The sequence below is a fragment of the Bacillus sp. FSL K6-2839 genome (assembly GCF_038003365.1).
In the GTDB taxonomy this organism is placed as follows: Bacteria; Bacillota; Bacilli; order Bacillales; family Bacillaceae; genus Bacillus.
This window is the reverse complement of record NZ_JBBOOZ010000001.1, coordinates 707,099-726,973: the sequence shown is the minus strand read 5'-3', so window position 1 is coordinate 726,973 and position 19,875 is coordinate 707,099. Positions and strand designations below refer to the sequence as shown.

Sequence of the window (19,875 nt, the reverse complement as noted above, 5' to 3'; positions counted from 1 at the left end):
AATCCGCATATCTTCATGAGACATGCGGATTTATCTTTCGTTTTTGATATAGATGACCATGAGCGCACTGCATAAATATAATATGGAGCTTGCATAAAAAATGAAATGAACGGTAAAGAAATCAGCAAACAGGCCGCCAAGCATAATCGCGATGGATGAAAAAAGAGCTGTCCAAAAATGATAGTGGCCAACCTCCTTCATTCTTTTATTACCTGTTGTCAGTTCCGTGACGAGCAGTTTTTCCCCGTGTTTTTGAAAGCCGCCTAACGCACCAAGTGCAAGCTGAATCATATACACTTGCTCCACTTCTGTTATATGCGGAAATAGCAGTAAAAGAAACGCCATACCGAACGAATGAATGATTAAAAAGAGACGCCTGTCAGTAGTTTCGGGTAGTTTCCCTAAGAGTAAATGAATAAACGCTCCGCTTAAACCAAACAAGCCATAGGCAAGACCAAACTGTGAATAGCTTGAACCAACATTTTTAATAAAAAGAATGTAAAAAGGGAAAATCAAACTGCTGGCGAAAAACAGCAGGCTTTGTGAGTAGACGAACCATTTCATTGCTTTTGCATTCATTGTGTATTGTACCTTTCATAAAAGTAATTGATAAACCTACCATCTGGATCTGCTTTCTTTTTCTTTCGGAAGAATACATCGGTTTTAGGATACGCCCGCTTCATTTGTGCCTTCGTTTGATAAGGCATGTACGGTAAGTAATAGCTTCCATGGTGCCGTAGCGTGATATCTGTCATTTGCCGGATGATCCGCTCTGCTTCTGCCTTCTCTTCTTTCTCAAAACCATAATTCACTAAAAGAACAAGGGCAAACATATCTTCTTTCGCATATGAGAGATCCGCTTTTTCATTTTTTTGTACGTAGCGTATCGTGATGTTCATTAAATTCAATTCTTCCTGTTGTAAAAAGTCTCTCATTTCATCGATATACGCACGAAAGCGATCAACTGGGACGAAATATTCCTGAAGCACATCTGTGTCTGACTCATTTTCATATTCTAAAAAAGCAGAATCTGAACGCATCACATTGTTTCTTGTGATCAGCTGATCATTTTGACTTTGGAAATACTTTTTTTGCAAATTCCAGAGCAGATCTTTCCCCATATCAAATCTTCTTGAAAGGCCGAGCATAAATTTCAATGGCATGACGAGCTGATCTTCCTTTAGCTCTCGGTATGGTTCGAGCTCTTGATGAGTTGAGAGGGAATAGTTCGTTACATACATCTCCTTCAAGCAGTTTGTTTTCGCTGTTGAGATTCTTGCGAGATGCATGCGTACTTCTTTATTGTGTTTGACATGCTTTTGAAAATAATCGGTGTATTCACGATAATCAAGAGAGGTTGTCTCCATTTTGTATAATTCATCTCTCGTTAGCGAAAGCTCAACATCTAAAATCACGCCGAACAAACCATATCCGCCAATCACGGCTGTAAACAAATCATCGCCTGGCTTCACTGTAACGATCTCCCCATCTGCCTTTCAGCCTAAAGGAACGAACCGTGTCAATGAGTGATCCGTAGCGAATGTCACGTCCATGTGCGTTTGCACTGAGAGAACCGCCAATCGTGAAGATATTCTGTGATTGCATGACCTTCACGGCAAGATCGTAGGGGTTCACATATGTTTGTATATCATCCCATGTAGCGCCGCTTTGGACACGGATGGTTTTCTTTTTTTCATCAAATGCTAAAATCTGACGGAATTCTGTCATATCGAGCACGATGCCATTTTCATAATACGTGTGGCCGCCCATGCTATGCTGTTTGCCGGCAATTGATATCGGCAGGTTTTTTGCTTTCGCTTCTTCTAATACTTCTTTTAAAGTGTCTATTTCTTTTCCTTGAACGACTTTTTTTATTTTGACAGGCATGAGATGACTGACATCTGTAAAGGCTTCAAGATCTTGTCTTTTGTTTGCTTGCTCCTCGCGAATGGTGATTGATGCAAAAAATGCAGCAGCATATCCCATCAAAAGAACGATCCACAACCATTTTCGTTTCATTATTAGGTACTCCGTTCTATAAAATTACATTCATTATATCAATCCATTCTCTTCCTCTACCTTAATTTTTCATAAAAAAACTGGCATGAGTTCAACTCATACCAGGCATTTTTCATATGTGCTTATTGAATACCGAGCGCAATTTTTGCGTATCTTGACATTTTGTCCCGTGTCCAAGGCGGATTCCATACGATGTGAACTTCTGTTTCTTTTACTTCTGGAAGATCACTTAATGCTTTTTTGACTTCATCCACGATAATTGGTGCAAGAGGACAACCCATTGATGTTAAGGTCATGGTGACATCCGCTTTTCCATTCTCATCAAGATCGACATCATAGACAAGTCCAAGGTTGACGATGTCGACATTTAGCTCAGGGTCAATCACCTGTTCTAGGGCGCCTAAAATATTTTCTTTCAATGCTTCATCCATGATATCCACTCCTTTTCCATTAGTATAACGTACTTTTTCCTTTGACTAAACGTTTGTGCTTTTCAGATGTGTCACAAACCAGTCAATCGTTTCAAACATTGCTTGTCTTGAGACCTTATGGCCAGCTTGTCCGTCTGTGATAAAACGAATCAGGTGCGGGTCTTCTTTATATTGGGTTGCTGCTAACTCGTCATAAAGAGCCTTTGCATGCCGGTAAGGGACAACTGGATCGTTTTCTGCATGCCAGAATAACAGTGGTCTTTTGTTTAATCGATCTGTTTGCAGCGTTAAATCATAAGGGCGCAGGGCGTCTAACTGCTGATGAACCTCTTCGTCTGTTATCTCTTTCATCAACCCTTTGTGCCGCATGTCCATGATTTGCGCTTGTAGAAATGTCGTATATTTCGGACTGCCCATCAAGCTGACTGCTGCTTTAATCCAATCATGCTTGGCCAGTGCACCAAAGGTGGTGATACCGCCCATGGAAGTACCCGCAACACCTATCAGATCGGCTTCAATCAATTGTTTTTCTTGAAAGTATGTTTTGAGTATATCGATTTCACGTATTTCGTTCAGGACAATTTCCCAGAACTTTGATGCCAGTTCCTCTAAGCTGAGGTTTTCTGATCTTACACCATGATAAGCACAGTCAGGCAAAATCACTCTCATGCCTTTTTCTGCCAAATGAAAGGCGAAGTGTAAGTTGTGCTCACGTGCACTTGTAAATCCGTGTATGAAAAATACAAGCGGCAGCGGTTTGTCTTTATTTTCAGCTTTTACGATATGTAAAAATGGAATATCGTGTTCAGTTTGCTCATCAATGGTGATCACAGCCTATGAATCCTCCTTTATCATTCCCGTCTTTGTTTATTTTAACATGTAGACAACAAAGATGTGATAAAGATACACTATAGATAGAGGCGCCGCACGAACTGCCTCCTATCACTTACAGATCAAAGGAGATTTTATGGAGACTAAACCTTATCTAATCGCACTTGACCTGGATGGCACGTTATTAAAAGATGATAAAACCATCTCTACACACACGCTTGACGTCATTCAAAAAGTGAAAGACAGCGGGCATCATGTCTGTATTTCAACCGGCCGGCCATTTCGTTCCAGCTCTCCTTATTATCAGCAATTACAGCTTGATTCACCCATTGTGAATTTTAATGGAGCGTTTGTCCATCATCCTCTTGATGAAAAATGGGGCAGATTTCATACGTCACTTGATCTCCAAGTCGTTAAACAGCTTGTAGACATTAGTGAGGAGTATAAAGTGCACAATGTGTTAGCTGAAGTGTTAGACGATTTGTATTTCCATTATCATGATGAGAAGCTCATTGATATATTTAATATGAATGCAAATAAAGTCACCGTGGGAGACCTTCGGGACAACCTTGGAGAAAATGTGACGAGCGTGTTAATCCATGCAAAAGAAGAGGACGTCGGAGCCATTCGAAGCTATTTATCAGATGTTCATGCAGAAGTGATTGATCACCGGCGATGGGCTGCTCCGTGGCACGTGATTGAAATCATTAAAACAGGCATGAACAAGGCCGTTGGACTGCAAAAGATCAGTGATTATTACGGCGTTCCACAGGAGCGGATTGTGGCATTCGGAGATGAAGACAATGATTTAGAAATGCTTGAATTTGCTGGATGCGGCGTGGCAATGGGCAATGGAATCGATGCGGTGAAACGTGTTTCAAACGAAGTCACTGATACGAACGAACAAGATGGGATTGCAAAGTTTCTAACGAATTACTTCTCGCTTTAATTTTTCCATTCATACATAACCGAAGGAAGCGGGCATACTACCGTTAGACAGGTTGTCCTGTCAGCTTGTGTAAAGGGGCGGATTCCGAATGGGTAAAAGAAGCAAATCGAAACGCTTTATACAACAAGGTAAAGATTCAGTCAGTCTGCATGACGCACGTTTTCCTTATCGTTCGACACTTGAAGAAGCGGCAGCGGACAGGGGAAATATGAAGACTGATGCTTCTGGAGGTTCATTGTGAGAAACGAACTTTTTGATCAAGCCAAATCATTTACTGAAGAAGCCCTTACTTCTTCATTTTCATCTGGGTTAGAGCGTCAACAGGCGGTCAAACGAGCCAAAAATGCCGTATCTTCTGCATTTGCCAATTCGACAGATGCAGAAAGAAACCAGCTGCATACCTTCCAAGACTTGCTCGATGATCTCTAACATAAAAAAAGCTGTCCACCATTGGACAGCTTTTTCTGATTCTCATGAAGCAGGAAGCACTTATTTCACTTGGAACGTTTTCTTTTCCGTGATTTGCTTCAGCCCTTCTGCTTTTCCTTTAAATGTGACGATCGCTTCATACGTTCCCGGCTTGACACCGTTTGACCACGTATCTTGAAAATCATAGGCTTCGCCTTTCTTCAGCACAAATGATTGGATGGCCTGTGTGAACATACGGTCTTTCGAATAGCGGTATTGTTCATTTCCGTTTTCGTCATACACACTGAGCTCGAATTTCTGGCTTGTGTTAAAAGTAAATTCAATATCTCGATCTGATTCATTTTTCAGCGACATGTTAAATTGAACCGAAGAACCTTTCTGGACGGGGTCTACTGTGAGTACAACCGTTTTTTCTCCCATTTGACCGGATACCTCCTTGTCTGGTTCATCCTTTTTTTGTTGTCCACAAGCGGCTAAAATCAATAAAACGAGAAGAAGCACCAACCCTTTTTTCATTTGCTACCCACCTTTTAATCTCGTCTGAAAAATCCTAGAATATTGGTTGTTTGCACAATATTTGTAAAGGCTTTTGGATCGACTTCTTTAATAATTTGTTCAAGTTCATACAGCTCATACCTTGTAATGACGATCACCATCATTTCTTTTTGCTCGTTGGTAAAAGCTCCTTTTGCAGGTACAGTCGTAATGCCCCTGACCATTTTTCCATAAATGGCTTCTTTGATTTCATCAGCTTTCTTCGTCACAATCATCGCGGTCAGCTTCTCATGTCTTGTATGGATGGCATCAATGACCCTTGTGGTCACATATAATGTGACAAGGGTATATAATGCTTTCTCCCAACCTTGTAATAATCCTGCTGTAAAGATGATGATTCCATTTAAAATGAAGAAATATGTGCCGACTGGTTTATCCTTCCACTTCGCTAAGATCATGGCAAGGATGTCGAGCCCTCCTGTTGATGCCCCGTATTTGAGGGTGATCCCAATCCCGAGTGCAGATATGACGCCGCCAAACACAGCATTTAGTAATATATCCTGTGAAACACTCGTTTCTGGTAAGATGCCGAGGAAAATGGTCGTCAGTGCAACACTGATGATGCTGTATAACGTAAAGGAACGGCCAACTTTCATCCAGCCTAAAATGCCGACTGGAATATTTAAAATAAATAATAGGATCCCTGTTGATATATAAAATGGCGCATATTGATCCATTAAGCTGGATAACAGCTGGGCTACCCCTGTAAACCCGCTCGCGTATACATCAGCTGGGATTAAGAATAAGTTCAGTCCAATCGCATTGAGCAGTGCACCAATGACGACGACAATGAGTTTTTTTGCTTCTCCAATGAACATATTGTCATTCCTCCACTTACCATTCTCTCTATGGTTTTCCCTAAAATTTAGAATTTGAACACGAAAAGATGATTTCTGTGATATAGTTAGGCTAAAAAGATGTAAAATATGGCTGATATTTTTAGAAAGAAGGGATTTTGATGACTGTTCATATCATAGCAGACAGTGCTGCTGATCTGCCTCTTTCTTATTATGATGAACATAACATGACGCTCATTCCGCTGCGTGTGTTACTTGGCGAGCAGGAATTTGAAGATTTGATCACCATTGAACCAAAACAAGTATTTGATGCGATGAGACAAGGTGCCAGCCCAAAAACGTCACAAGCTTCACCAAACCGAATCAAAGAAGCCTTTGTTTCTGTCGCACAAACCCATAAATCTGCAATCTATGTTGCCTTTTCATCAGAGCTTTCCGGTACATACCAAACAGCTGTGATGATGGCAAACGAAGTGAAGGAAGAATACCCTGATTTTGATTTGCGAATCATTGATTCTAAATGTGCTTCACTCGGCTACGGGCTTGCTGTCAAACACGCTCAATCACTTGCCATTGACGGAAATACAATACAAGAAATTGAAACGTCTGTAAAGCATTTTTGCGAATCTTTACAACATATTTTTACTGTAGACGATTTATCGTATTTAGCAAGAGGCGGAAGAATCAGTAAAGCGTCCGCATTTGTTGGCGGTTTATTAAGCATTAAGCCCATTTTACACGTCGAGGATGGAAAGCTCATACCACTTGAGAAAATCCGCGGACGTAAAAAGCTGTTGAAACGCATTATTGAACTGATGAAAGAACGTGGAACGGACTGGCCAAATCAAACGGTGGGCATTAGTCATGGTGATGATCCTGCACTTGCAGAAGACATGAGACAATTGATTGAAGCCGAATTTCATCCAAAAGAAATTGATATTCAGATTGTCGGCGCGGCTGTTGGGTCCCATTCTGGCCCAGGCACGCTTGCCATCTTCTTTACAGGCAAACCATCATAAAAAGCACCCTTCCCTGACACATCACGGGAAGGGTGCTTTTCTTATGACTTATGAAAGTTTAAACCGATGGACGGTTTCATTTAGCCTTGCCGTCATACTCATCAGTTCTTCTACCTGTTTGTTCATTTGATGGAATGATTGCAGCTGTTCATTGGCAGAGGCAGAAATTTCTTCGCTGCCAGCTGCTGTTTCTTCTACAACCGCACTAATATTTTCAATCGAGTTCAGCACTTGTCCGCCAAGCTCTGTTGATTGAACAATTTGGTCATTTAAGACAGCCATTTCTTGTTTAATGTGCTGCGCTTTTGTTTCTATATCTTCAAAGGAGTGTGAGGTTTTGTCCATCGCATCCTGCTGTTGAAGTGAAAGCTTGACTCCTTCTTTGACAGTTTGACTAATGGATTGAATGCCTCTTTCAATATGACTGACCATATCAAAGATTTGTCTTGTAGCGTTAGATGATTCATCGGCAAGCTTACGAATTTCATCTGCAACAACAGCAAAGCCTTTTCCAGCTTCACCTGCTCTTGCCGCTTCAATCGCCGCATTTAGCGAAAGTAAGTTTGTCTGATCCGCAATGTCAGAAACAGTTTTGGCCATGGCCGAGATGCCGCTGGCGTATTGCGTGAATTCTCCTGCAGACTGCTCGATTTGCCTTGTGGCATGTGTATTTTTTTCAATCGCCGTTTTTGTTTCTGTTAACGTGTGCTTTCCACTTTCCACTGCTTCTATCGCATCCTCAGTACTTTGGATGACTGTTTGTGAACGTTCGGAATTTTTACGTCCATGCTGATCCATCTTTTCAATCAAACTGACGCCATGCTGGAGATCCTCTGAAATGGCTTGTGACCCATTTGCCATTTCGTCTGTCGAGACAGATACTTGATTTGCAGATTCCATCAGCTTTTTGTTTTCATCATCTAACTGGATCGAGAATGTCTCTACTTGACTTGAGACATTGCTGATTTCTTTAATCAGACTAATCAGCTGATCTGTCATTTGATTAAAGGATTCATTCAAGCCGCCGATTTCATCCTTGCGCTGAATGTCCATCCGCTCGACAGCAAGGTTGCCTTCTGCGATCTGCTTCGCTCGGTAGGATAGTGATTTGATAGGGGTCACGATGGATCTTGTTAACCCAATATTTAAAAAGACAGCAATGACAATCAGAGTGAGGGCTGCGACGAGTGCACTGGTGATGATCCATTGCACATTATCAGATGTATTCTCTTGATTTTGTTTATACGCTTCTTCTGCTCTTTTATTCATTGTATGGACGTCGTTTAAAACACCATCAATTCTTGCAGCGACCCGTCTTGCATCCGATGCGTTTTTTTCACCAATGGCATTATTTGCTTCCTTGGTCCACGTGTCATATTTTGCATTTAACCTTGTTAATGCATCTTTGTTGATATTTCCTGCATGTTTGTTTAACGTTTGCAGCTGTTTTTTTGCTGTAGAAATATCGGTTTGAACAACCTCTAGCTGTTCATCAGAAAGTGTCATTGAATAATTGGTCATGGCTTGTTCGACGCTTTCAAAGCTTGCTTTTGTTTTTTGAACGTTTAATAAGGCTTGAACTTCTGTTTCATTTGATGATTGGATCTTTGTCATACTGACAATGATAAAGGCGATGACGCCAACTGCTAAAAGAAGTGAGACGAGTGAGTTGAGTAAAATTTTGATGCGCAAGCTCATGATGCGTCCCCCTCTTCTTTTAGAAGTTTCTGCTTCAGTTCATTTACTTTTTTGGTCAATGTCTCAGCATTCTTCAGCACCCGAATTCTTGCCATATCGATTCCGTCATTGCTTAAGTCGTAGACAACATGCCCACTTTTGATCTGATTGTTCTTGACGAGCTGTTCGCTGACTTGATAGACCACTTCATCGACTTTTTTCACCATGGACGAAATCACTGCTTTTTCAGCGGTATAGTACTGATCACTATCTACACCAATGGCATATTTGCCCTGCGCTTGCGCTTCTTTTAATACACCGACACCTGTATAGCCAGCTGCGGCATATAAAACGTCTGCTTTCTTTTTGATCATGCCTTTGGCTATTTTACTGCCTTTGCCCGCATCACTAAACGTATTAGCATAGGTGGATAAGATCTTGATGTTCGGATTTACTGATTTGGCGCCTTTTTGGAACCCTTTTTCAAAACGATGGATCAAATCCGCATCGACACCGCCAACAAATCCAATGACATCACTTTTCGTTGTCAAGGCAGCAAGTGCGCCCGCTAAATAACTGCCTTGCTCTTCTTTAAACGTCACGGAGGTCACATTTTTCAGCTCAGATACGGCATCGATGAGCAAGAAGTGCTTCTTCGGATATTTCTTTGCGACTTTTTCTAAATCTTCTTGCATACTGAAGCCTACTCCGATGACGAGGTCATTGCCATCTTTTACAAGCTCGGTCAGTCCTTTTTCATATGTATCGGTTTCTGCAATTTCTCTATAATCAAATTCAATCCCTAGGTCATCACGTGCTTTTTCTAATCCTTTAAATGATGAATCATTAAATGATTGATCACCAAGACCATCATCTGTGAGCATAACGCCAATATGCTTCGCATTTGATGCCGGTGGTTTCCCTTGTTGATTGCTGCATGCGGCGAGCACCATAAGCAGGGCTGCCACCAGAAGCAATGAAATTTTCACTTTCATCCACACACACACTCCTTTTATCATCCTTACTCCTTTCTTATCGGATTTGAGAGGCGTTGTTTCAATGATTAAGTGAAGGTTTTTCAGCTTTTTTCATGACTTTTTTCACTGAAAAAACCCATTATTTATAACAAATATAAAAAAAGGGATAAAATCATGATGATTTTATCCCTTTTTCTTCTTTTCAGTGTGATATGAAAACCCTTGAAGTCAGGGTTTGGATTCCACGCTGCTCATTTTTTCTCGTATGTCCAGCCCTCTTTTTGGTAAACTAAGTCATTTTTCATCAAATGGCCTAATGCTCGTTTAAAGGCTGCCTTGCTCATTTGGAATCGTTCACGGATGTCTTCTGGATCACTTTTGTCCCCATAAGGCATGGCACCATTTCTCGTTCTCATATAGGTTAAGATTTCTTCTGCATCGACAGATAACGCTTCCTGTTTTCTAGGGAGCAGAGAAACGTTCACGGTTCCATCCTCTTTCACGGCAATGACGCGTCCTGTCACGCTCGATCCTAATCTTGGTTCTTCCTTTCGTTCCGTGCGGTGGATAAACCCTCGCACGCCTGTATCTGTCAGCATAAAGGAGCCTGTCGCAATTAAGCGATAAATCGTCCCAGTGATTTCTTTGTTCATTAAGGTTTCGGGTGCCTCAGTAAACAATTCACTAATCACATCTTCAGTGGCTGGCTTTGCGAACATTCTGCCGTAGCTTGTGACTTTCAGCATACAGTAGAGTTTGTCTCCTTTATTTGGCCATGCTTCCTCAAAAGGCGGGAGGTGTTCTATTGCAACAAGTGCATCCTTTGACAGCCCGACATCGACAAATGCGCCCATGTCTTCTACCACGTCTACGACTTCTACCCAGCCATATGTATGCGCATTGATTGTCGGTATTTTCATCGTCGCAGCTAGTCTTTCTTCATGATCTACATATAAGTAGACCTCTACTTCATCTCGGTCACCAATATCCTCTGTCATCTCACTGCGGTGCAAGAGGACCGAATCTTCACCATCTGTCAAAAAGTAGCCGTATTCCATCTCGTTCTCTATTTGCAAGGTCAGTTGCTCACCTGGTCTCATGTTCTCTTCCTTCCTATCTGCTCATAAAAGAGCGTTCGTTCATCTTTTGATTCACTTTATTCTACTATACTTCTCCCCGCATGAACATCTCTAGTTCTGTTAGCTAAAGTGGACAAACTGGACTCGATTTATACCGCTGCCGGCAGAACTCTTTGACTCGTCTCTTCGATAAAGTTTCTTCTTCTCCTATTTGCATGATAAAATAGACGCAATATCTATACATGGAGGTCATGTGTTATGGCAAAAGAAAGCTCATTTGACATTGTATCGAAGGTAGAACTGCCAGAGGTGCAAAACGCTGTTCAAGCAGCGCTGAAAGAAATTAAAAACCGTTATGATTTTAAAGGAAGTAAAAGTGATATTTCTCTTGAAAAAGAAGAGCTCGTTCTCATCTCTGATGATGACTTTAAGCTGGAGCAGCTAAAAGATGTGCTTGTGACAAAGCTGATCAAACGAGATGTTCCAACTAAAAACATCGACTACGGAAAAACCGAGCATGCCCTTGGCGGAACAGTACGCCAGCGCGCGAAGCTGATCAGCGGGATTGATCAAGACAACGCCAAAAAGATCAATGCACTCATTAAGCAATCCGGCATCAAAGTGAAGTCACAGTTTCAAGATGACCAAGTGCGTGTAACAGGGAAAAATAAAGATGATTTACAAGAGGTTATTTCTCTTATGCGCAAGGCAGATTTGCCAATTGATGTTCAATTTATAAATTTTCGATAAATTTCAAATTTTCCATTGATTATTTTCGATTTTTTCGATACAGTTGATGGAAGTTCAATTCATTGACATGTTCATATCACTTTCTTATCAAGAGAGGCAGAGGGACTGGCCCTGTGAAGCCTCAGCAACCGGTGTAGTAGAAATATATTTTCTATGACCAAGGTGCTAAATCCAGCAAGCAACTGCTTGGAAGATAAGGAGAAGAATTACGATACAGCCAAAAAGTCTTCTTCTTATCAGAAGGCTTTTTTTGTTACATAGAAATAAGGAGGAAACCAATGGGCCTATTACAAGACTTACAAAACCGCGTACTGATTGCTGACGGTGCAATGGGAACACTTTTATACTCTTACGGCATTGACCGCTGCTTTGAAGAATTAAATTTATCGAAAGAAGAGGAAGTAAAGCGCGTACATGAGGCATATGTGCAGGCTGGTGCTGACATCATCCAAACAAATACGTACGGTGCGAATTATATTAAACTATCCCGCTACGGCTTAGAGGAAGAAACGAAGCGCATCAATACAAAGGCCGTACAAATCGCAAAAGCAGCCGCAGGCTCCGCTTATGTACTCGGAACGATCGGCGGCATTCGAACATTTAACAAAAATGCCTACTCTATTGAAGAAATTAAACGAAGCTTTAGAGAGCAGCTGTACATTCTATTAAATGAACAGCCTGACGGATTATTGCTAGAAACGTACTATGACATGGAAGAAGCGAAGGCCGTTCTCCAAATTGCACGCAAAGAAACGACTCTCCCGATTGTCATGAACGTCTCCATGCATGAACAAGGTGTTTTGCAGGATGGAACCCCGCTCAAGGATGGTTTATCTGAATTGTCCTCTCTTGGCGCAGATGTCGTCGGCATCAACTGCAGGCTGGGCCCTTATCATATGATTCAGGCACTCGAAGGCGTACCGATTTTAGAAAATTCCCATTTATCAGTCTATCCTAACAGCAGTCTTCCCTCTCTTGAAGAAGGCAGACTCGTCTATGATACAGATAACGATTATTTTCGAAAAAGTGCACTTGAGTTTAGAAATCAAGGCGCACGTATTATCGGCGGCTGCTGCGGAACAACACCTCAGCATATTCACGCAATGGCTGAAGCGGTCAAGGATCTAGCGCCGATCACTGAAAAAGAAGTGAAAGTATTAAAAGAAGAAATCATTTCGATCCAAGATCAGCGGACTGAACCAGGTCTTGATGAGCTGGCTGCGGAAAAACGGACGATTATTGTAGAACTTGATCCGCCGAAGAAGCTGAACTTCGAAAAATTTCTTGTCGCTGCAAATGAATTAAAGAATGCAGGCATTGATGCCTTGACATTAGCTGATAATTCTCTTGCAACCCCGCGCATTAGCAATGTGGCTTGCGGCGCCTTATTGAAACAGCAGCTTGATATGCGTTCACTTGTCCATATCACATGCCGTGATCGTAATTTGATTGGGCTTCAATCCCATTTGATGGGTCTCGACACGCTTGGTTTAACTGATATTTTAGCCATTACAGGCGATCCATCTAAGATTGGAGATTTCCCAGGTGCAACGTCGGTTTACGATTTAACCTCCTTTGATTTGATCCGGCTGATCAAACAGTTTAACGAAGGCCTTTCTTTCTCAGGGAAACCGCTTGGTAAAAAGACCAATTTTTCAGTAGCGGGCGCGTTTAACCCGAATGTTCGTCACATTGATAAAGCGGTCAAACGTCTTGAGAAAAAAATCGAATACGGCGCTGATTATTTTATTTCACAGCCTGTTTATTCTGAGGAACAGCTTGTGAAAATTCATGAGGAGAGCCGTCATTTGGATAAACCGATTTATATTGGCATTATGCCGTTAACAAGCAGCCGAAATGCAGAGTTTATTCATCATGAAATTCCAGGCATTAAATTATCTGATTCCATTCGTGACATTATGGCCAAGGCTGGCGAGGATAAGGAAAAGCAGCGAGCAGAAGGCTTAGCGATTGCCCGCTCTTTATTAGATACAGCCTGCGAATTGTTTAACGGCATTTATTTAATTACCCCTTTCCTTCGATCAGATTTAACAGCAGAACTGACCACCTACATTCATCAGAAAGAAAAGGAGTCAAACATCCATGCCAACTATCACTGAACAGCTAAAGAAACGCATCCTCGTCCTTGATGGCGCAATGGGGACCATGATTCAAAATGCCAATCTCACAGCAGAAGACTTTGGCGGAGAAGAGTATGAGGGCTGTAACGAGTATTTGAATGTGACAGCCCCTCACATCATCCGCGCGATTCATAGGGAATACCTTGAAGCAAGTGCCGATCTCATTGAAACAAATACATTCGGGGCTACAAAGCTCGTCCTTGATGAATACGGGCTTGGCCACCTTGCCTATGAACTCAATGTACGGGCTGCCCAGCTGGCAAAGGACGAAGCTGACCGTTTCTCCACGCCGGAGCAGCCTCGATTTGTTGTAGGCGCAATGGGTCCCACAACAAAAACATTATCTGTGACAGGCGGCACAACCTTCGGTGAGCTCGCCAGAAACTATGAGGAGCAGGCCCGCGCATTGATTGATGGCAAATGTGATGCGCTTCTTTTAGAAACAAGCCAAGACATGCTGAATGTAAAAGCTGGATTCAAAGGCATTCAGGAAGCCTTCCAGCAGACAGGCATTCAATTACCACTCATGGTATCAGGTACAATTGAACCAATGGGCACCACCCTTGCTGGTCAGGATATTGAAGCCTTTTATATCTCTCTTGAGCATATGAAACCAATTAGTGTTGGCCTTAACTGTGCGACTGGTCCTGAATTTATGACAGACCATATCCGCACGCTCTCCTCCATCGCCAAGTCAGCGGTTAGCTGCTATCCAAATGCTGGTCTTCCAGATGAAGAAGGTCAATATCACGAATCCCCTGTTTCTCTTACTAAAAAAATCGCCGCTTTTGCGAAGGAAGGCTGGTTAAATATTGTTGGCGGCTGCTGCGGAACAACACCTGCACATATTCAAGCTTTGTCAGATGAAGTACGCACAATTCAGCCGCGTCACATCACGCATGAATCGTCTCAGCATACCGTATCAGGAATTGAGCCCCTTATGTATGAGGAATCAATGCGTCCTCTTTTTGTAGGAGAACGGACCAATGTTATTGGTTCACGCAAGTTCAAACGACTCGTTGCGGAACAAAAATTTGAAGAAGCGTCAGAAATTGCTCGCGCACAGGTAAAAAACGGCGCTCACGTGATTGATGTGTGTCTCGCTGATCCAGACCGTGACGAGGTAGCTGACATGGAAGGCTTTTTACAAGAGGCCATGAAAATAGTCAAAGCCCCTTTTGTCATTGATTCAACAGATAAACACGTGATTGAAAAGGCGCTCACGTATTCCCAAGGGAAAGCCATCATCAATTCCATTAACCTTGAGGATGGCGAAGAACGGTTTGAAGAAATTCTCCCTCTTGTGAAGCTGTACGGCGGTGCACTTGTTGTCGGCACGATCGATGAAACAGGGATGGCCGTAACAGCAGAACGAAAGCTCGAGATTGCCGTACGCTCTCATGATCTATTAACGAAGAAATATGGAATTCCCGCAAGTGACATCATTTTTGATCCACTTGTCTTTCCAGTAGGCACTGGAGATGAGCAGTATATTGGGGCTGCCGAAGAAACGATCAAAGGCATCAAAATGATCAAGGAAAATCTGCCTGAGTGCCTGACGATTTTAGGCATCAGCAACGTGTCTTTCGGACTCCCGCCTCTTGGCAGAGAAATCTTGAATGCCGTCTACTTGTACCACTGCGTCCAAGCAGGACTTGACTACGCCATTGTGAATACAGAAAAGCTTGAACGCTTCGCTTCCATTCCAAAGGAAGAAATCAAGCTGGCTGAAACGCTGCTCTATGAAACAAATGATCAAACCCTTGCTGAATTCACCCAATTTTACCGAGGTAAAAAGAAAACGGAGAAAAAACCAAAGGTCTCCTTATCACTTGATGAAAGACTGGCACTCTACGTCGTCGAAGGAACAAAAGAAGGACTTATCGATGATTTATCTCTTGCTCTAGAGCAATTTGAATCACCACTTCATATCATCAATGGTCCGTTAATGCAGGGAATGGCTGAGGTTGGACGTCTTTTTAATCAAAACGAGCTGATTGTGGCGGAAGTGCTTCAATCGGCAGAGGTGATGAAGGCATCTGTATCGTATCTCGAGCAATATATGGAAAAGCAGCATGCAAGCGGGAAAGGTAAGATTCTACTTGCAACTGTAAAAGGAGATGTCCATGATATCGGGAAAAACCTTGTCGACATCATTTTGAGCAATAATGGCTTTCAAGTGGTCGATCTCGGCATCAAGGTGACACCTCAAACATTGATCGAAGCTGTGCAAAAGGAAAAACCAGATATGATTGGATTATCAGGATTGCTTGTGAAATCAGCTCAGCAAATGGTACTCACCGCTCAGGATTTACAAAAAGCGAATATTTCCGTTCCCATTTTGGTCGGCGGCGCTGCACTTTCTCGGAAATTTACGAAAATGAAGATTTCGCCTCATTATGACGGACCGGTTCTTTATGCAAAAGATGCCATGGACGGCTTATCTTTAGCCAATGAGTTAAAAGCGAATCCTCTTCAGTTTCAAACAAAGTCCGGAGAAGAGCCAGCGGCACCTTTTAAAGAGAAAGAAGCAAAGCAGCCACAAGCTGTCATTGAATTACTAGAAAAACGTGCGGCACTCCCGCAGGCACCTATTTTTACGCCAGAGACTACGGCACGTCATTATGTGCGGGACATCGATTTGCATCACATTATGCCTTATGTGAATGAACAAATGCTCATTGGTCACCACCTCGGATTAAAAGGAAAGGTCAAAACATTATTAGCTAACCAGCATCCAAAAGCATTGGAATTAAAGCAGCTTGTCACAGACCTTCTAAACGAAGGCAGAGAGAAAAACTGGTTTGCCCCTGCATTTGTATATCAATTTTACCCTGCCAGTTCAAACGGAAATGATCTGCATATTTATGATCCCGCAGCGCCTGACAGCATCATTGAAACGTTCCAATTTCCAAGACAGGAGAAGCTCCCGTACCGGTCCATTTCTGATTATGTGCGGAAAAGCGGCGAAAACGAAAAAGATTATATTGCCTTATTTGCCGTCACAGCTGGTGCGCGTATACGTGAAGTCGCGCAGCAATTTAAGCAAGAAGGAGATTATTTAAAAATGCATGCGGTCCAAGCTCTGGCGCTTGAGCTTGCAGAGGGATTAGCCGAAAGAACCCACCAAGTGATTCGTGACAAATGGGGCTTCCCCGACCCAGTCGATTTCACAATGGAAAAACGATTCCAAGCGAAATATCAAGGGCAGCGCTATTCCTTTGGTTATCCCGCTTGTCCAAATCTTGAAGACCAAGAAAAGCTGTTCAAGCTGCTTCAGCCTGAAAAAATTGGCATCCACTTGACAGAAGGGTTCATGATGGAACCTGAAGCATCTGTTTCAGCGATCGTTGTTTCTCATCCTGAAGCTCGATATTTTAATGTTCATTAATGCAGGACCTCCGGGTAGGAGGTTCTTTTTTGATCGTAAACACCAATTTTTACACTATGCTTCTTATGGTACGATACATATAGATGAATTCAGCTAAGAAGGAGTTGCGTGTCATGACAAACGTTGTTCAACGAGCATTAACAATTGATGACATACCAGATCTCATCGCATTGTCCCAAGAAGTAGAATGGCCTGATTACAATGCGGAAGAACTCACATCTCTTTTAACAAATGGATATTTCACAGGTTTTTCAACAACGGACGGACAAGTCATCTCATGTGCAGGACTTTTCCAATATGATCAAGTGGCGTCAATTGGTGCCGTCATTGTATCTGAGACACATCGCGGCTTAGGTCTTGCAAGGAAAATGATTGATACCCTGCTAGATCAATGCGATCAAAGCATTCCTGTCGTTTTAACCGCTACTGTCCAAGGGCGGCCTGTTTACGAAAAAATCGGGTTTCACACGGCTGGTTACATTCATACTTACAAAGCGCAAAAACCGAACCCAGAGGCTCTTCGTGTGTCAGATGACATTCACCTGTCTCCTGCCGATGAAACGCACCTTCCGTCCATTGAAGCACTTGATGAAAAAGGCGCAGGTACAAATCGATCAAGCTTTTTAAAAAACCGGATGAACCGGGCAGCACGGCGTATCATTGCAAAGAATGAACATCACGAAACAACTGGCTTTGCATTTGGCGTTGAAACGCCTGCCAATTTAATGATTGGACCGCTTACAGCAAATGATGAACTTACAGCTCTTTCGCTCATCCATTCGCTCATCTCGTCTTATTCGGGTGCGATTCGTTTAGATATGCAGGAGGAAACAGCTGAGCGCCTGCACGCAACACTTGTTGAAGCAGGTTTTACGAAAACAAACAAAGCGCATTTTATGATGATTCGCGGAAAAGAAAAGCAGAATGATCCCGCACTTCTTTATTTCCTTGCCTCTCAAGCATTTTCGTAAAAAAATAAAAAGCTGTAGACAGTTGATGTCTACAGCTTTTCTATTACTTCTCACAGGCGGACGAAAGAACATGAGCGAGTGCATTTTTGACCTTCCCATGCTCTGACGCATGCGGGCGGTCATCTCCATCTCCGTACCCATAATCAATCATTCGATTACGATTTAAGCACAGCTTTGTCAGCTTCGGCTGGAATAAATCAAATAGTTCAAAACGGTCCTTCAGCTGCGGGAATTGTTTTTGATAATGCTGAATTTCTTCTGCAAGCAAGCGCCAAAGTGTCGTTTCATCTAACAGCTGATGATTGTCTAACACGTTTGAAACGTAACGCAGGTTACAAATAAACAGCCCTGTAAAGATAAACTGCACTAACCCTTCCGGCGGTTCACTCCGCAGCACTTCTTTTAAATCTTCTCCTAGTGAAGCCAATTCAGGCAGCGGCTGATCACTAATATTCACATCATCAACGAAATCTTTGATCGCCAAACGATGCGGCTGATGATCTTTTAACACAAGAATCGTATTTTGCCCGTGTGGTGAAAAGACGGTGCCATATTGATACATAAAGTGCAGCAGCGGCGGCATTACCACATGGAAAAATTTCTCCATCCATTCCTTTGCTGAGAGACCAGATTTTTCAATCAGCTGTTTCACATATGGCTCACCTTCATGATCCTCATAAGTGAGTGCTGCAAGTGTAACAGGGCTCTCTCCTTCATCTAAATACGTGTAAATGCTTTCTCTAAAAATCACACCGAGCATCTCAAGATATTGATACGGCGCACCAGGCAGTTTGCTGTAGTAAGGATGATCGACATTGATACTTGCGTTCTCACCAGGTAAAATCACGCGGCAGACATCCGATAAAAATGAGTCTTGATCCGCAATCCCTTTAATATGCGCTGTAATACGAGGGGCAATGACTGTCCGTTCTGACGGAAGTCCCCGGTACACGAGTGTATTTAAAATACTCATTGGCAGTTTAATATGATGCTTGCCTTTATTTGAGATGTTTGTAAAGGTTCTGATGGACTGCTGCGGGATATATTGATCCAGTCCCTCTCCTACATACACAATCCGGCGCAAGGCCAAATCTTCCGGGAAATGCTGAATAATCATATGCGTCCACTGCCACTTATGAACAGGCATCAAATAATAATCAGCTGCATTCAATCCTTCATCCTTTAACACGCGGTGAAATTGACGGATCGTGACTTCATCTAATTCTTTGGCGATCACCTGCTCATAATTTTCATGATCGACCGCATGGAATGTCGCAAGGTCCCGGTGAACAGCAATCCAAGACAGCTGCACACTTTCTTGCCTTTCAGGTGCATAGGCTAGGTAGTCATCGTAACTGAACCCAATGCGTCCTTTGTTGTACACAATCCAAGGATGGCCTGTCATTTCTCCTTCAATCCACGCGTAATCTGTATCTGTCAGTTCATCCGCACGAAGTGCTTTTTTCGACAGCAAATGTACATCTGCTAACAGGGTATGATGAAGCTCTTTGATAAGATGGCCTGTTGTATCAGAAGACATTGGAATGAGCGGCTGAATGTCTAGTAAAAACACAATCGCACTGACATCCTTTGACCATTTTCCGTCTTGATAACACTCGATTGATTCAGCGATTGTATCAAAACTATCAAACAAACGAGGTTTTGCGAGATAGCGATATTTCTTATGTTCGTGAATGATTAATTCATACTGAGCGATGCCATCCTTACGATCTAGCTGCACGGGATGAAGCATGTCCTCATACATGTATTCAGACAGCATTTTTGCCACCATTCGCTGGTTTGCCTTTTTCCAAGCAGCAGGATTCACCGCTTTTTTCAATTCATCTTGTACACTCATC

17 protein-coding genes, 1 pseudogene and 1 riboswitch are annotated in these 19,875 nt (G+C 42.5%); of the genes and pseudogenes, 8 read left to right on the top strand and 10 right to left on the bottom strand.

Going from position 1 to position 19,875, the window contains the following annotated elements:
* Positions 1 to 30: 30 nt before the first annotated feature.
* The 4 genes and pseudogenes from MHH26_RS03365 to MHH26_RS03350 form a co-directional block, all read right to left on the bottom strand.
* Entirely contained in the window at positions 31 to 579 is a 549-nt protein-coding gene (locus MHH26_RS03365) for an MFS transporter (protein WP_034663338.1), read from the bottom strand.
* Positions 576 to 2,019, bottom strand: a pseudogene (locus MHH26_RS03360) (FAD-binding oxidoreductase). The gene MHH26_RS03365 and the pseudogene MHH26_RS03360 overlap by 4 nt, the downstream one beginning before the upstream one ends.
* A gap of 122 nt (positions 2,020 to 2,141) precedes the next feature.
* On the bottom strand, positions 2,142 to 2,450 hold the full coding sequence (locus tag MHH26_RS03355; RefSeq protein ID WP_060595986.1) for a metal-sulfur cluster assembly factor: 309 nt from the start codon (positions 2,448 to 2,450) through the stop codon (positions 2,142 to 2,144).
* A 45-nt stretch (positions 2,451 to 2,495) separates the two neighbouring features.
* Entirely contained in the window at positions 2,496 to 3,281 is a 786-nt protein-coding gene (locus MHH26_RS03350; RefSeq protein ID WP_060595985.1) for an alpha/beta fold hydrolase, read from the bottom strand.
* A gap of 136 nt (positions 3,282 to 3,417) precedes the next feature.
* Here MHH26_RS03350 and MHH26_RS03345 point away from each other — a divergent pair, with 136 nt between their 5' ends.
* The 3 genes from MHH26_RS03345 (at position 3,418) to MHH26_RS03335 (ending at position 4,659) form a co-directional block, all read left to right on the top strand.
* Entirely contained in the window at positions 3,418 to 4,230 is an 813-nt protein-coding gene (locus MHH26_RS03345; RefSeq protein WP_012009535.1) for a Cof-type HAD-IIB family hydrolase, read from the top strand.
* A gap of 88 nt (positions 4,231 to 4,318) precedes the next feature.
* Positions 4,319 to 4,471, top strand: a complete 153-nt coding sequence (locus tag MHH26_RS03340; protein ID WP_034663354.1) for a hypothetical protein — start codon at positions 4,319 to 4,321, stop codon at positions 4,469 to 4,471.
* Positions 4,468 to 4,659 carry a DUF3813 domain-containing protein gene (locus MHH26_RS03335; RefSeq protein ID WP_024425070.1) on the top strand — a complete coding sequence of 64 codons (192 nt, stop codon included), beginning with the start codon at positions 4,468 to 4,470 and terminating at the stop codon, positions 4,657 to 4,659. Before MHH26_RS03340 ends, MHH26_RS03335 begins: the two co-directional genes overlap by 4 nt.
* Positions 4,660 to 4,719: 60 nt before the next feature.
* Here MHH26_RS03335 and MHH26_RS03330 read toward each other — a convergent pair whose 3' ends face one another.
* Positions 4,720 to 5,175: a BsuPI-related putative proteinase inhibitor gene (locus tag MHH26_RS03330; protein WP_106031493.1), complete on the bottom strand. Its 456-nt coding sequence runs from the start codon at positions 5,173 to 5,175 to the stop codon at positions 4,720 to 4,722.
* 14 nt (positions 5,176 to 5,189) lie between these two features.
* Positions 5,190 to 6,032, bottom strand: a complete 843-nt coding sequence (locus MHH26_RS03325; protein WP_034663360.1) for a YitT family protein — start codon at positions 6,030 to 6,032, stop codon at positions 5,190 to 5,192.
* A gap of 140 nt (positions 6,033 to 6,172) precedes the next feature.
* Here MHH26_RS03325 and MHH26_RS03320 point away from each other — a divergent pair, with 140 nt between their 5' ends.
* Positions 6,173 to 7,030: a DegV family protein gene (locus MHH26_RS03320; protein ID WP_307499441.1), complete on the top strand. Its 858-nt coding sequence runs from the start codon at positions 6,173 to 6,175 to the stop codon at positions 7,028 to 7,030.
* Between the two features lie 48 nt (positions 7,031 to 7,078).
* Here the strand turns inward: MHH26_RS03320 and MHH26_RS03315 are convergent, their stop codons facing one another.
* From MHH26_RS03315 to MHH26_RS03305, 3 genes are all read right to left on the bottom strand, one after another.
* Positions 7,079 to 8,728 carry a methyl-accepting chemotaxis protein gene (locus tag MHH26_RS03315; RefSeq protein ID WP_307499439.1) on the bottom strand — a complete coding sequence of 550 codons (1,650 nt, stop codon included), beginning with the start codon at positions 8,726 to 8,728 and terminating at the stop codon, positions 7,079 to 7,081.
* Positions 8,725 to 9,702, bottom strand: a complete 978-nt coding sequence (locus MHH26_RS03310) for a BMP family lipoprotein (protein WP_307499438.1) — start codon at positions 9,700 to 9,702, stop codon at positions 8,725 to 8,727. The genes MHH26_RS03315 and MHH26_RS03310 overlap by 4 nt, the downstream gene beginning before the upstream one ends.
* A gap of 233 nt (positions 9,703 to 9,935) precedes the next feature.
* Complete coding sequence (locus tag MHH26_RS03305) at positions 9,936 to 10,784, bottom strand: CvfB family protein (RefSeq protein ID WP_340972336.1); 849 nt, start codon at positions 10,782 to 10,784, stop codon at positions 9,936 to 9,938.
* A gap of 237 nt (positions 10,785 to 11,021) precedes the next feature.
* On the opposite strand from MHH26_RS03305, the gene MHH26_RS03300 reads away from it, so the two are divergent.
* The 4 genes from MHH26_RS03300 (at position 11,022) to MHH26_RS03285 (ending at position 18,016) form a co-directional block, all read left to right on the top strand.
* Positions 11,022 to 11,513 carry a YajQ family cyclic di-GMP-binding protein gene (locus tag MHH26_RS03300; RefSeq protein WP_034663377.1) on the top strand — a complete coding sequence of 164 codons (492 nt, stop codon included), beginning with the start codon at positions 11,022 to 11,024 and terminating at the stop codon, positions 11,511 to 11,513.
* A gap of 81 nt (positions 11,514 to 11,594) precedes the next feature.
* A riboswitch (SAM riboswitch) is annotated at positions 11,595 to 11,713 on the top strand.
* Positions 11,714 to 11,791: 78 nt separating this feature from the next.
* Positions 11,792 to 13,633 carry a bifunctional homocysteine S-methyltransferase/methylenetetrahydrofolate reductase gene (locus MHH26_RS03295; protein WP_340972333.1) on the top strand — a complete coding sequence of 614 codons (1,842 nt, stop codon included), beginning with the start codon at positions 11,792 to 11,794 and terminating at the stop codon, positions 13,631 to 13,633.
* Complete coding sequence (gene metH / locus MHH26_RS03290; protein ID WP_340972330.1) at positions 13,617 to 17,045, top strand: methionine synthase; 3,429 nt, start codon at positions 13,617 to 13,619, stop codon at positions 17,043 to 17,045. Before MHH26_RS03295 ends, metH begins: the two co-directional genes overlap by 17 nt.
* A gap of 113 nt (positions 17,046 to 17,158) precedes the next feature.
* On the top strand, positions 17,159 to 18,016 hold the full coding sequence (locus tag MHH26_RS03285) for a GNAT family N-acetyltransferase (RefSeq protein WP_334748580.1): 858 nt from the start codon (positions 17,159 to 17,161) through the stop codon (positions 18,014 to 18,016).
* 43 nt (positions 18,017 to 18,059) lie between these two features.
* Here the strand turns inward: MHH26_RS03285 and MHH26_RS03280 are convergent, their stop codons facing one another.
* Complete coding sequence (locus tag MHH26_RS03280; RefSeq protein ID WP_340972326.1) at positions 18,060 to 19,874, bottom strand: IucA/IucC family protein; 1,815 nt, start codon at positions 19,872 to 19,874, stop codon at positions 18,060 to 18,062.
* Position 19,875 lies beyond the last annotated feature (1 nt).